Below are 13,426 nucleotides of genomic sequence, written 5' to 3'. Positions count from 1 at the left end.
TTTCGGGCATCTGGGCTTTACGTCTATTCCGGGATTTCCGTTTCCATCAATCAGCCCCCGTGCTCGCCGTGTCAGCGGCGAGTGGCTCCATCGTCCGTCAAATTGAGCACATGCCCCGCCTCATTGACCTTCTGCGCAAATGCCAACGACTTCCCGATGCCACTGGCATCCCAATCTCTGCAATACCGCTCGATAGCCTCCTGATGTCTGCACTTCAGTTCATGCTTATAGAGTTTCAATGCCTCCTTCTCAGCTCGCTCGGTGGTGTAGGTCATATAGCACTCGTGCGGCTCCTCCACACCATACACTCCGCTCGTCGATCCACGTCGGATAAACACCTCACGGAAGAAACTTCTTCCCTCCTTGTTATCCAAGCGGTTGACAGTGAATATCTTCTTGCAATCCACATCCGTCAATCCTAATATCGCCTTGATCTCGTCGAATCGCTCACGAAATTTGCTTTGGTCGAGCAGCATCACCACGTCGGAGTTGTTGATGATGGCTTCCTTCACGATGGGACTGCCGATGATGTCCTGTATCTCCTGTGTCACTACGCCCACGCTCGCCCAGAACTTTCGGGCTGTCTTGTATAGGTACTTGATGTACTCGGCCATCAGCGGCGAGGCGATGGCTTTCCATGCCTCCTCGATGACAAGGCACTTGCGGTTCTTCTTCAGGCGCATCTTCTGCAGGAACACGTCCATGATGATGAGCGTCACGATGGGGAAGAGCTGCTTGTTCTCCTTGATGGCATCCACCTCGAAGACGATGAAGGTCTCGTCGAACAAGGTGCTATCCACGTTCTCGTTGAGAATCTTGTCGTACTTGCCGCCACGGTAGAAGTTTTGGAGCATATAGGCGAAGTTGTCGCAGTCGATGGTGGTGATGTTGTTCTCGATGCAGATCTGGTCGAGACGCTCACAGGCGAACTCATAGAATGAGTCGAAGGAGAGGGTCTTCACGCTCAATGCCATGCGCCGTTCCTCCAGTCCCTTGATGAGTTTCTCCACCTTGTCGTGTATCTGCGTCAGCTCCGTGCCGCGCCGCTTCTCCATGGTGGAGAGGTTTTTTCTCAGTGTCTCCTTCTGTGAGGAAGGATAGGGCTGCACACCGTTGAAATAGAAATCGTAATACTCCGTCACCAACTGCTCCACGACACGGAACTCCAGTTCGGGTATCTGCGTCTCCGAGCCTTTCCATATCAGCAGTATCAGGTTCTTCAGGAAGTCTATCTTCTCAATGTTCAGCTCCCGCTTGCTGATGTTGAAGGGGTTCATGGTGATGGGCTTGTCCTCCGTATAGGCGATGTACTTGCCGCCCACATACTCGCAGAGTCCCTCATACGAGTTACCCGTATCGACCATGACGATGTCGGTGTTCTGCTCCCACAACTGACGCACCACGCTGTTCATGTGGAACGACTTGCCGCTGCCCGAAGGACCCAAACAAAAAAAGTTCGAGTTGTCGGTCAGCTTCTCCTTTCCCTCCTTTCCTGTGATGTCGATGGCTACGGGCACACCTTGGCGGTCGGTATAGTATATCTTCAGCGGGGTGTCCTCATTATGCACGATGCGCTCCTTGTACATCAGACAGGTGGCGGCATCGCCGAGGGTGAGGAATCGGTCGTAGTCGGCATTCATGCCATAGCAGTTGCCGGGGAAAGAGTTGACGAACAGCTCCAACTGGTTGTAGGCCCGCTTGCTGATGTGGATGCCCATGCGCGAGAAGGAGTTTTCGAGATGGTTGGTGCATTTCTGTATGTCGGTGTCGCCGCTCACTGCCACCACGAGGTTGTAGTGGGTATAGACGAGCTGCTTGCTCTCACGGGCTATCACCTCCTGCACACGCTTGATGTCCTCTACAGCCATCAGGTTGCTGGGGTTGGGCATGGAGGCATGGCGGTTTTTCTTCTTGTCGAGTAGGGCAAGCTCACGCTTCTGGTTGGGCACGAACACCATCTGGTTGAACACCACGCAGTCGGCTCCGGGCACGCTATCGACGATGCTCACGAGATCAACGGGCATACTGGTGTTGTTCACCTCGATATTTGCGTAGGGACGGATGACCGACGGCAAGTTGGCATAATCCACATCCACAAGGCTATACACCTTGCAGCTACGGTCCCCCATGCCGATGGTCTCGTCATCGACCTTGAAGTTGGTCATCGACACCACCTTGTCACGGAAGTTCATGGAGAAGAAACGGTCCACATACTCGCAGGCTTCCGTTTTGCCGAGGAATCGGGACTTCACGCCGGCATCCCTCAGCTGGTCGTGCACCTTGCGTATCTTCACCAAGAAGTCACGCCATTTCTTGTTGTCGAACGACATCAGACGGCTCTTCTTGTTCTCCTGTGTGATGGTGAGGTAGCAGACGCTGTCGGTAAAGGGTCTGCCGTTGAAATAGCGGAAGTAACTCTCGCTCAGGAACTCATGATTTCCACCGTTCTCTTCCTTGAATGCCTTCCTCACAAACACGTCCTGCTTGTGCAGCGCATAGCCTTCGCCCAAGGTCTGGGCAAGGGCGGCGAAGAGGTGGGTGAACTCATAGTAGGCCTCGATGTTGGCGGAATACTTCTGCACAGGGTTCTCCATCTTCAGAACAGCGGAGTATTCGCCCGTCTTGGTATAGAGCACGCCGATGCCATCCACTTCCTCGATGGAGAAGTAGATGTCCTGGAAGATGCGCTTGCGCTTCCCTCCCGTGCCGAATGCCTTGACACTGATGGCCATGCCCACGCAGATGGCTGAGAATATGAGTATGATGTATAGGGTCATTGTTCTTTTTCTTTTTTAATCGCAAAAAGGCGGGCGCACCCTCATGCGTGATGCCCCCACCTCCATTCACTTACAATCATTGATAGCTTTCCACTTGGACATAATGGATTCTCTTTTTTGTTTTACACTTTCTTTGAATAGGCATAGATGAATATGCCGTTGTCACTCTTCTTGCTGTGCAAGCCCTTGCGCTGCTTCATGACGATGAGAACGCCACCGACAGCTACGGCGAGGACTAGCAGCACGAGTCCTGCCACGAAACCGAAGATGCAGTAGCCGAGGATGAAACCCGCAACGGCTCCTCCTGCGGTGGCTGCCGCCCAGTAGATGTAGCGTCCCTGCAACCCGAAGAACTCCAATGGACGTTGCAGTCCCTTGAAAATGGGATAATCCGGAAAACGCTCTTGCTTTGTATCTGCCATAACTGTCAGTGTTTTAACGTTCTACATACTCACAATCTCACGCTGCGTTTAACCTCCAATGCCGAAGAACAGAGGCAGTGCCTGGGCTGCTGCAATGAGGAAAATACATGCGCCGACGACCATCATGATCTTCTTTTTCACGTCCTGTTCCTCGTTGTTCATGGCGATGTAAACGCTTATGGCTCCGACAATTGCAACGACACCTGCAATGGCATAGCAGAGCTTCACCACGATAGGTACATACTTGGCAATCTCCTCCGTCACTGTGGTAAGCGCGGTCGTTCCTGCCGAGTAGTCGCCGGCTGCGTTCTGTGCCATTGCTGCGGTGGTGCCGACAAGCAACATCAGGGCGAGCGTTTTCATGCGCTGTGAAGAGAAGAATCCCTTCACCTTCTTGTTAATCCTTTCAAACATTCTTTTTACCTTTTAATTTGTTACACTTTGAGTTATCTTATCTCGTATCACCTGTATCTCAAATCTGATAACCGAAGAAAGCGGGGAAGACGATGGTCGCTCCTATGAGGAACAGGCAGGCTCCCACCAGCATCATGATGTTCTTCTTCACTCCTTCTTCGCCCGTATTCATCTTTATATATATCTGCAAGGCGCTGACTATGACCACGATGCCCGCCACTGCATAGCACAGATAAACGATATAGAGCATCATCGTCACGGCATAGTCATGGGCACTCGCAAGTGCGTCCGCTCCCCAGCTGTAGTCCACGTTGCCACACTTAGCACTGGCCAGAGCTGGGGTTAAAGCGGCATATAATGATAGAAATGCACTTCTTGTTTTTGACATCATATCTCATTATTGAGTGATTCCACCTTGACCATGTCACGTCCATTGTGACGAAGACCGCGGGCGATGATGGTGTTGTTCAATTCTTCCGAATACATGGGGTCGGAATAGGTGGTATTCACTTCCTCCATCTTCTTCTCGATTGCGCTTTGTATCTTTTCAAGCACATGAGGCTTGCTCTCTTCCGCAGTGGCGGCTGCCTCCTCTGTAGGCTCTGCAAGCTGCTTCTCCTCGTAGGCTGTCTCATATTGGTTGTCGCCTACGCTGAAACCACCGTCGCTCTCGCTGACCGCTATCGACTCTTCCTCGTCGGTCATGTCACTGACATCAAACGACTCGCCCTGTGACTTCTCGTCCTTGGGCTTTCCGTACAGATCCTGCACGATGATGACCGTATAGTAGATGACATAGATTATGGTCACGACAATGGCGAATATTACAAATGACTTCATATTTTCAAGTTTGATTTTACTATGGTTTGGCTTATTGCCGATGCAAAGGAACTACCTTTTCTTCAATCTTAAACCGAAATGACTTTCCGCGGAGCCAAATCTTAACTCTAATTTTGATTACACTCGCAATCATACTCAAAAATCAAACTCGAAAGGCACAAAAAAAGCCCTTCCGATAGGGAAGAGCTTGTAAAGAGGGTGGATGAAAAAAATGTGGATGGCTATATGGTCAGGTACTTGCCATGGGAGAAGTCCTGATGTTCGTTAGAGAAAACATAGCCCAACTGGTTGGACAAGCATTGGGTGTTGCCTATCCTGGCATCGATGTTGGTGTGCGAATGTCCGTATATCCAATAGTCTATGCCGCTATCGGTGATATAGTCCTCCAACTCTACGGTGAACGCCACGTTTGCCTTGCTGCCTTGAAACTTTGGGTGGAGCATACGGAACGATGGTACATGATGGGTGACAACAATCTTATGGGCTGCTTGCGAATATGCCACTGCATCCTTGATAAAGGTGAGGCAACGTTCATGCTCAGCATTGAATTGGGCATGGGTCATCAGCTCACCTTTATATAATATACGGCGGAAGTCGCTTATCACTTGCTCGGTGAAGTAAGCGTCCTCCAAAGGAATCCTCGACCAAAGGGTGGAGAGGATGATGTCGGTGTCGCCAATCCTCGCAATACCGTTGTAGTGGCTGAATACATTGGGACGTACCTCCAAGAGATAGCCGTCGGGCAGTGTCGCCACATCATAATATTTGTAGAACTCATGGTTGCCCATGCAGCAATGCACCTCCTTGTAGTTCTCCGATGCCCAGTCCCAAAAGGGATGCTTGGAGTAGTTGTCATCGCCGAGATAGCCGATGTCGCCGGCAAGCAGCAGTATGTCGCCCGTCACCTCCAAGGGGTGGGCTTTCAGATACCGCCAATTGTCGGCAAACTCCAGATGCAGGTCGGATGCGTATTGTATCTTCATATTGGTCATGCTTCTATAAACAATTCATCCAGTTGATCTAACAGTCCGGTCACAAATGCCTCGTCTTGACCGAGTGACTTTGACAATGGTTCTGCGAGAGTTGACCAGTCGGCTCTGATGGAGGCGACAAACTCCCTTATACATGCCACTATTGAAGCAGGAGCCTCAATGTTGTCCTCAGTCATTATGACCACATTTTTCAGGATGTCCGAACGGTGCTTCTTGATGTCTTTGGTGTTCACATGCTTGCCGTCCCGCTTGTCTGCCATGAGATTTAGGTAGGCTCTTGCCTTCAGTGCTATCAAGGCAGCGGAATTGGCATGGCGTATGCCATCAGTCAGTTGGCTGTGTGCGATAGTAAAGTGATAGTAATCATCGTCCATGATGATGGCACTAAGACTCGACACATCTTCATCGGTCGGGATAGGTTCTATGACAAATCCCTTTGGCTCTCCAAGCACGTCGGGGTGGCGTGACAGCAGTTCTATCATCTCGGGATAGCCGTCTTTACCATCAAGGAAACGATACATTTCATACCTTGGTGGCTCACCAGCCTCCTGTTTCCTCTTTTCAGGTCGATAGCCAGCCTCCCGCACAAACTGCCAGAAGCGATTGGCGAAAGCCTCGGTCATGTTCTCTACGATGACTATCATGTCGATGTCGTGTGTGGCGCGTGGACGCACCACGGTATTGGTCATGGTGATGTCACAGGCTGCTCCGCCTATCACCACATAGTTTTCTGAGTATTCCGCAAATGCTTCACGGAACTTGACTAATCCTTCCATTTCTGTTCACTGATTATTCGTTCTACTTCTTTTTCTACTCTCGGATCATCATCATCTCTCAACGAAAGGACAAGGGAAAGGCGATCAACCCACTGGCTTTTGTCGCCCATTTTGCTGACAACAGGGTATTTCCATACCTCTATGATATAGTTGCCGTCATAGATGTTGGGATTCTCCATGACATCAGCCGACTTGACGGCACGATATTCCTTGCTTGTCATCATTATCATCTCTTCCCGGTCACGATTAAGCATGGAATAATGTGCCAGGGCATTGATGCCGCATACGGGGTATTCCGCATCCAAGCGTATGTCATCGCAAAAGATGCGGTTCTCCACAGGTGACAGCAAGACGTTCTGAGCCTTGTCCCACAGTTCCTTGCCCTTCAACTCGAAGTGTACCACCTTGCTGCGCTGTCCGTTCTGAATCTTTTGACACAGTCCTACATCTTCAAGACAGGTGACACCCAACGTGACGCTTTCGTAAGAATATGGAAGCAACGGTGCAATATCCCTTGGCGACATTCCTTCAATACTGCCCACCTGTAGGTGATAGAGTAGTATGTATTGCGCCACAGGGGTCAATACTTCGGCAATCTTCCTGTTGCTTGTCTTCTCCAATGCTATGATGCCTGGCAGATGGGCATATTCCTCGGACATGACAAAGAAGACTCCTTTGTCTGCCAGTCTGTGTCGCTCGTAGGTGGGTCCGGGCGCAAGGATAAACACCGCAGGCAGTCCCAGGGCTTCGGTCAACCGCTTGCCCGTGATGGCGCAAGTCCGTGGAGAGGGATTGCCCTTCTTGGGCTCAACGAACAGCAGGGGCGTGCCTTGGTATGTGCCATCATAGAAACGGTATGAGAGTTTCTCGCCAACCGTGATGCCTTTCAGGCTTTCCTTGGCACGAGGTTCCACCTCAAAGCGTCTGCCCAATATCCTTATTTCTTTTTTCAATTCCATTCTGCTACATTTTAATAATGTATTAAAACGATGCAAAAATAAGGATAATAATTGAGAATCAAGCATGTTTGGGCGAAAAAGTGCAGATTTGATATGTAATTTCAATGCATTTGAGCCATTTTTGCATCAAATGATGGTGTTTTCGTCTTTATAATGTCATTCAGATGCCGTTCGTTTCTTCCTCATCAGATAGTCGTTGACATCCTTGTAGTCGGCATATCTGAAGGACTCGTCCGTCACCCTGTACTCGAATACATTGCTGATGCTCTCAACCGTCTTGCGTCCTGCCTGGTCGTTGTCGAGGAAGCAATGGATGTGGGTGTAACGGTCAAGGTAATGCAATGCCTGTTTGAGGTTGGCGACTGAGTTCAGTATCATATAGTCGCAAGGGCTTTCAACGACAAACCATCGGTCTTGCTGTTTAACGAGGGTCATATAAGCAAGGAAGTCCATGAAGCCCTCAAAGACCAGACAACCGTTTTGCCACTCGTTGAACGTATGGGCAAGCAGGGTGATGTCCTTATGCCCGATGCAGCCCTTGAAATAGGGATTGCGCACCTCATGTCCTTCACTCAGATTGCCAAAGGCAATGCCATAGTAATGTTTTTGCTCAACCTTGTAGTGTATCTCCCTGCAATACATCCTGCCAATGGTGATGTCTATCCGTCGGCTACTGAAATAGGACAGCAGAGAATGGTTGCTCAGTGGGAGCAGCTTCACATCGTTCATCTTGGTTGTCGTGTATTCCTTGGCTGCGATAGCGGTCTCGATTGCCTTATCCACAGTGGCAATACTCTTGGACGCAAGGTAGGCAAGGGCATCGGAAACGGATTGTTTGTTATACATACGCTTTACCAGCTCCACAAGGTCACCGCCCTCCTTAATGGCGTAGTCGTACCACAGGTTCTCCTTCTTGCTGACCTTGAACGATGCGGTCTTCTCGTCCCTGAAGGGTGACAGATACCAGTAGGCATTGCCCTTCTTCTTTTTCAGCGTTACATTCTCCTTGTCTAAGAAGTCTATAATGCTCAGTTTCTTCGATTGTTCAATATTCATTGTACTTTCATTTGTTCGGTTTTACTTTGTCCATGGAAACAGTTTACTTTACCCTTTCTCCTATATAGGCACACCCGTAAACTAAACCATTTGCTAAACTACTTTTCCGCTTCCCAATTCAGCCTCCGATTTCGGTTTACTTTGGCCTTATTTCTTATATATAGGTACGGACGTAAACTAAACTGGTTTCTGAACTGTTTTTATTCCTCTTCATGGAACAGGTCAATCTCGGCAGGTGTATATCCGAAATAGTAATGATTATCCCGCTTCACTATGAGCTTTTGCTCGTTAATCAGGTATTTCAGCATTTTGATGATGACGCTTCTGCCACGCTTAAAGCCAATGTCTGCATAGGCTTGCGTTAATTCCTCCACCATGCGATCGAATCCTTTGATAGGTTTCTCCTTGAATGCAGCCGTCAGCGCCTCGTTATGCTGTTCGGATGTCAAGTCTTGGTAAGTAAACCTTGACGGTTGCTTGTCACCTTCTTCCTTCTCCGGCGTGTGCTCGACAATCTCTGGCAACCCTTCCTCATTGACTGTAAAGGCAAACGGCTTGAACTCCTTCTCACGGATGTGCATCGCCTTCACCTCGCTGATGTCGGGATTGGTGGTGCTCTTGGTGATGACAAGCACCGTCTCTGCCTTGTTGTTCATCTCCGTACCGATATGCCCGCGCACGTTATTGTCGCCCTTGTTCTGATGCAATACGCAATGGATGTGCAGGTCATACTTTGATGACCATTCCATCATCTTGTTGATGACCTCGACCGATTCTCCCGCATTGTTGATGTCGAGAAGCAGGTCTCTGATTCCGTCGATGATGACCAGTCCATAGCTTTGGTCTTGGGCAAGCGCATAGTCTATGACCTCTATCCTGACGGAGGGCGTGTACTCTCTCAGACAGATAAAGTCAAGGTTCTCGTTGTCGATGCTTGTAGGTAGACCAGCGAGCTTCAGGATGCGCTCCAGCACATTATGGCAGTGATAGCGGCTCTGCTCCGTATCTACATACAGTATCTTGCGTTTCCCCTCTGGCAGACTGGCGCGATAGTTCAGTACCTTGCCGTTGGCGAGGGAAGCGGCTACCAAGGCAGACACGTTGAAGGTCTTTTTCGCCTTTGCCTTACCAGTAGAAGCACTGAAGTTGCCCAATGTGGCTATGCTGGAATTATCAACCCATATAATCTGAGGAGGTGTTTTATAAGTATCTGTTGCCTTTATCAACGATTCGCTCAATATGCGATTGAGACGCTGTACTCCTTCCTCTTTTGAGTTAGGCTGTACATGTTTGTTATTTTCTTCCATTTTCATTCTTTCGGATTATCAATTTCTATTTTCGTTACCATTCCAATGACCTCTTGTTTGTTTTGGAGCAGCCACTTGTCGATTTCTTCTCTATTAAAATACAGCATTTTTCCCCTTGGCTTATAGTGTGGAACTTCTTTTGCGGCTGTAAGTTTGTATAGCAGGCTTTCAGAAACACCAATATACTTACATGCTTCGTCAAACCCCAAGACGGTTTTGGTCTGCTTGACCATCTTCTCCAATTCCTCGATTCGCTCTATTAGTTTGTCAATAGGTCCCAAAGCCTCCAAACTGTCTTCTATTGCGACAATTCGCTCATAGAGTCTAAAATGTCTTTCATTCATGTGTCACGTACCTTAATTAAATTGTTTACAGACAGTAGCACGGTTATATTAGCCGTCTATTCTTTCTTTGTGTAGATAGTACATATTCCTCTGCTTCTCTTTGAATCTCGTTCTTCGATTTGCCCTTGGTTCCTTGAAGCCATTCATCTATCTCAGATTTGAGGAACATGATGCGTTTGCCTCTCTTGTGAAACGGTATTTCCCGATTGCTTGTCCAGCAATATATGGTATGCTCTACCGGATGTGTTGGGAGATAAGCACATAATTCAGCAACCGTAAACCATGTTTCTTCTTTTTCTGATTGAACAAGTTCATATATACCATCAATCTTGTCTTCTAATGATGACAGCTTTTTCAGTACCCCCGTTATAGCGTTGGGAATATCTTCAAATCTTATACTATTTTCTTCCATGCTAATTATTTTTTATGATTTTTGATGCAAAGTTATGGGGAGACTGTCACTAAATAGAAAAAGTAACGTGATAGTAAGGCAGTATCAACCAAACTATCACGTTTTTACTTTCATTTAGCAGAATTATTGTGATTTATTCCTCTCTTAATATCTGTTCGATGGATTTGCAGATGGCATATTGACTTGCTGTCATGGAAACGTTTCTTCTTATCCTTGAAAGAGAAGAGGAAAGACAACTTGAAGTTATGAATTTCTCTGTTCCATCCTTTTTGATACTGGTTAAGAAGCGACCTTCTCCCATGACATATTGCCAATTATTGTTTATCAAATGGTATTGAGCCATAGCGTCAAACAGTACGGCTACATTACGTACATTCTTTACACGGATAGATGCGTCCAAGTCGCACTTGAATAGGCGACACAACTCGCTACGCACATCACTGTTGTCGGCAAAATCAAATATGTCGTGACTTTGGACAAGTTCTACCAACAAATCCATCTGTCTGTCTGACAATTGGCATCCCAAAGTGAGGATGGACGATTTCTTTCGGGTAAGGATTGGCAGACCAGTACCCACATGTTGAAGAAACAACTCAATAAGTTCCTGCTTGGAATAATCTTCTTTTTTCTTGATTATTGACACACACTTAGAGTCTCTAAACAAAGTACCAATAATGCCAATTGCCATCTGTCGCGAGTTCTTACAACGTGCACAATCACAGTCAATATATTGGTGACTGCGCTCAAATAGTTCTATGAAGTACTCTGTCTTCATATGATTCTTTTCAGCTTGAAGATACCAACTTCTTGCGATCTCAAACAACTCATACAGTTCTCTGTAGAAGTCTTCTGTACACTCCACATGTTTGTGGACACGCTTGCTCTCTTCAAAAAGAGAGAAGCCAAAAAAGGCTGTCTTTTTTCATTTTTATCTGTTTATTGTTATAAATGTTTGGTTTCCACGAAAGGTTAAAGTGCCAAAACAATAGCATCATTACATAGAATGTTGAAAATGAAAGGCACTAAAAACCACCTGTACAATAAAGGACTTATTGATACAAGTGGTCTTCTATACTAAGTGCTTACAAATGATAATCACTATTCATCTATGTCCAACTTAAAAGCTTCTGTAGCTTCATCTTTCTTCTTGTCAATTACTTTTGCGTAGATTTGCGTGGTTTTTACATTGGTATGCCCTAACATTTTGCTTACGGTATATATGTCTGTACCGTTAGCCAATTGTAACGTTGCATAGGTGTGGCGGAAGCAATGAAAGGTGATGTGCTTGGTAATCCCTGATGCTTTTACCCACCGTTCCAAAGGCCTAGATATCCATGAAGGGTCAGGCAGTCCGGCAAACACCAACAGTTCTCCGTCTTTCTTGCGCTCACCGCAAAGATTGTATGCCTGTGGCGATATAGGCATGTATTCAACGCCCTTAGTCTTCTGCTGAGTGAAATTGAGACGGTACCCACCATTGTATTCTTCAACCTCTGACCATTTAAGCTTTTGAATATCGCTATGTCGCATTCCTGTCAGTGCAGAGAACAAGGCTGCCCGTTTTAGTATATCATCACACGGAGTCTTTGCCAATATATTAAGTTCTTCCAGTGACAGATACTCTCTTCGAGCACTCTGAAACATGATATTTTTAGCCTTGGCAGCAATATCACAATTCAGATAGCCATCCACGAAAGCTTGTTTGAGTGCCGCCTTGAAGATAGAGAAGTACGTCGATGCCGTATTCCTTGAAATAGTTCCTTTCTTAGAACCACCCTGCGGTGCCTTTATCAAGAAGGAACGGAATGCCTCAATATACTTCATGTCAATCTGCGAGAACTGTATGTAGTCACACTTGGCAAACATTGACAACAGTGTGTGCAATCTGCGCCAGTTGACAACTATCGATTCTGACGCAGTTTCCTCTCTTTCTTTGATTAACTTCTCAATATACTCCAGAACATTGCATTTTGAGCGTTCGCTTTGTTCTGCCATTTCCATTTGCTGGTCAGTAAAGAGAGCCATGTTGTCGTACTCTTTTTGACGCAGGACTCGAACGCCATCCGCATAAAGGCAAGTTTCCATATCTTGCTTGGATTTACACTGAATAACGCCATTGTCATCTCGCTTGGGCTTGTACTTTATTCTACCAGCAACGGCTCGCTCGCTTCGTCGTTTATCCCATATAGGGGTAGTAATAGACCTCCTGAGATATTCACGCACTCGTTTGGGTTTGTCATTTCCCGTCTCATAAACAGGATAAGCTTCAAGATAGATGAACCACTCATCTCTCCACTCACTTTTCTTTAATTTGACGGAGACTTTAGTATAATCTAATCTTTTCATAATGGTTTTATATCTTTATAAAGTTTGTCTATTGATTCCTTGTGAGCATACACATAATTACCGATTTGCCGGGTCGGTATTGAGTATTTTCGTATATGAGCATACACGGTGCTGTCATCCAGATGAAATTTCTTGGAAATCTCACCTATTGTATAGCAATCCTCTGGTTCCATGCGGTACATGGTAACTGGTTTCCTTGGCTTGGTGTCAAGCGGAGACTGTCTTAACGGAAACAGATTCATTAGTTCTCCTTTGCATACAAGTCGTATTCCTTTCTCTGGCTCAATGAAGGAAATCTTTTTCATGTAGATGAGCCTATAAATGGTTGAGCGGCTTGCACCAAACATAGCATACGCTTCCGTTATGCTGATATACTCTTTAGACTTGGGCATATTGCTTACAATCTTGTCCAGTTCAAGTTGGCGTTTTTCTTCATCATGCTTACGCTTCCACGCCACCTTGGAGCATTTGGGTGAACAATACCAGGACTCCAAAGTCCTTGCGAAGAACTCTTCTCCGCACACAGGACATTTCCGTACTATCTTATACTTTGCTACTGCCATAATTCATTCATTTTGTAGTTCTTAATATCTATTCTTCTCATCATATCTACTTTTTCTTACAGGTACAAATAAGGTACAGATGTTTATAATAATAACGCAAAGATAGCAATATTATTGTGTACGGCCAAAAACAAGAAAAGCGTGTAACTCATTGAGCTACACGCTTTCCATTTGATATTGTATTCTTATTTCTCTATGTGCTTATTTCACTTCCTCGA

Annotated in this window: 15 protein-coding genes; all 15 read right to left on the bottom strand. The window is 46.7% G+C overall.

Going from position 1 to position 13,426, the window contains the following annotated elements:
- Positions 1-71: 71 nt before the first annotated feature.
- Complete coding sequence (locus ACDC99_RS12690; RefSeq protein ID WP_008021336.1) at positions 72-2,777, bottom strand: TraG family conjugative transposon ATPase; 2,706 nt, start codon at positions 2,775-2,777, stop codon at positions 72-74.
- 122 nt (positions 2,778-2,899) lie between these two features.
- Positions 2,900-3,199, bottom strand: coding sequence for a DUF4133 domain-containing protein (locus ACDC99_RS12685; protein WP_005816074.1), 300 nt, complete (start codon positions 3,197-3,199; stop codon positions 2,900-2,902).
- Between the two features lie 48 nt (positions 3,200-3,247).
- A complete protein-coding gene (locus ACDC99_RS12680) occupies positions 3,248-3,613 on the bottom strand; it encodes a DUF4134 domain-containing protein (RefSeq protein ID WP_007837354.1) in 366 nt (121 codons plus the stop codon).
- Between the two features lie 58 nt (positions 3,614-3,671).
- Positions 3,672-4,004: a DUF4134 domain-containing protein gene (locus tag ACDC99_RS12675; RefSeq protein ID WP_005812854.1), complete on the bottom strand. Its 333-nt coding sequence runs from the start codon at positions 4,002-4,004 to the stop codon at positions 3,672-3,674.
- Positions 4,001-4,453 (bottom strand): hypothetical protein, encoded by a 453-nt coding sequence (locus tag ACDC99_RS12670; protein WP_005812857.1) that lies wholly within the window; start codon positions 4,451-4,453, stop codon positions 4,001-4,003. Before ACDC99_RS12670 ends, ACDC99_RS12675 begins: the two co-directional genes overlap by 4 nt.
- A gap of 221 nt (positions 4,454-4,674) precedes the next feature.
- The gene (locus ACDC99_RS12665) at positions 4,675-5,445 is read right to left on the bottom strand and encodes a metallophosphoesterase (protein ID WP_007837351.1); all 771 of its coding nucleotides are present in this window, start codon (positions 5,443-5,445) and stop codon (positions 4,675-4,677) included.
- Positions 5,442-6,221 (bottom strand): hypothetical protein, encoded by a 780-nt coding sequence (locus ACDC99_RS12660; RefSeq protein WP_005812861.1) that lies wholly within the window; start codon positions 6,219-6,221, stop codon positions 5,442-5,444. Before ACDC99_RS12660 ends, ACDC99_RS12665 begins: the two co-directional genes overlap by 4 nt.
- Positions 6,209-7,180 (bottom strand): hypothetical protein, encoded by a 972-nt coding sequence (locus ACDC99_RS12655; RefSeq protein ID WP_005812863.1) that lies wholly within the window; start codon positions 7,178-7,180, stop codon positions 6,209-6,211. Before ACDC99_RS12655 ends, ACDC99_RS12660 begins: the two co-directional genes overlap by 13 nt.
- A 156-nt stretch (positions 7,181-7,336) precedes the next feature.
- Positions 7,337-8,236, bottom strand: a complete 900-nt coding sequence (locus tag ACDC99_RS12650; protein ID WP_005812865.1) for a toprim domain-containing protein — start codon at positions 8,234-8,236, stop codon at positions 7,337-7,339.
- A gap of 200 nt (positions 8,237-8,436) precedes the next feature.
- Complete coding sequence (locus ACDC99_RS12645; RefSeq protein ID WP_005812867.1) at positions 8,437-9,543, bottom strand: AAA family ATPase; 1,107 nt, start codon at positions 9,541-9,543, stop codon at positions 8,437-8,439.
- A 2-nt stretch (positions 9,544-9,545) separates the two neighbouring features.
- Entirely contained in the window at positions 9,546-9,887 is a 342-nt protein-coding gene (locus tag ACDC99_RS12640) for a helix-turn-helix transcriptional regulator (protein ID WP_005812869.1), read from the bottom strand.
- 43 nt (positions 9,888-9,930) lie between these two features.
- On the bottom strand, positions 9,931-10,299 hold the full coding sequence (locus ACDC99_RS12635) for a helix-turn-helix domain-containing protein (protein ID WP_004320284.1): 369 nt from the start codon (positions 10,297-10,299) through the stop codon (positions 9,931-9,933).
- Between the two features lie 133 nt (positions 10,300-10,432).
- Complete coding sequence (locus tag ACDC99_RS12630; RefSeq protein WP_021935591.1) at positions 10,433-10,987, bottom strand: hypothetical protein; 555 nt, start codon at positions 10,985-10,987, stop codon at positions 10,433-10,435.
- Positions 10,988-11,397: 410 nt separating this feature from the next.
- Positions 11,398-12,645, bottom strand: a complete 1,248-nt coding sequence (locus ACDC99_RS12625) for a site-specific integrase (protein WP_022231470.1) — start codon at positions 12,643-12,645, stop codon at positions 11,398-11,400.
- A complete protein-coding gene (locus tag ACDC99_RS12620) occupies positions 12,642-13,208 on the bottom strand; it encodes a hypothetical protein (RefSeq protein ID WP_005812876.1) in 567 nt (188 codons plus the stop codon). Before ACDC99_RS12620 ends, ACDC99_RS12625 begins: the two co-directional genes overlap by 4 nt.
- Positions 13,209-13,426 lie beyond the last annotated feature (218 nt).

Source organism: Prevotella pectinovora, from assembly GCF_041323955.1.
Taxonomy (GTDB): Bacteria; Bacteroidota; Bacteroidia; order Bacteroidales; family Bacteroidaceae; genus Prevotella; species Prevotella pectinovora.
The sequence above is the reverse complement of the archived record's forward strand: the minus strand, read 5'-3'. Positions and strand labels throughout refer to the sequence as shown.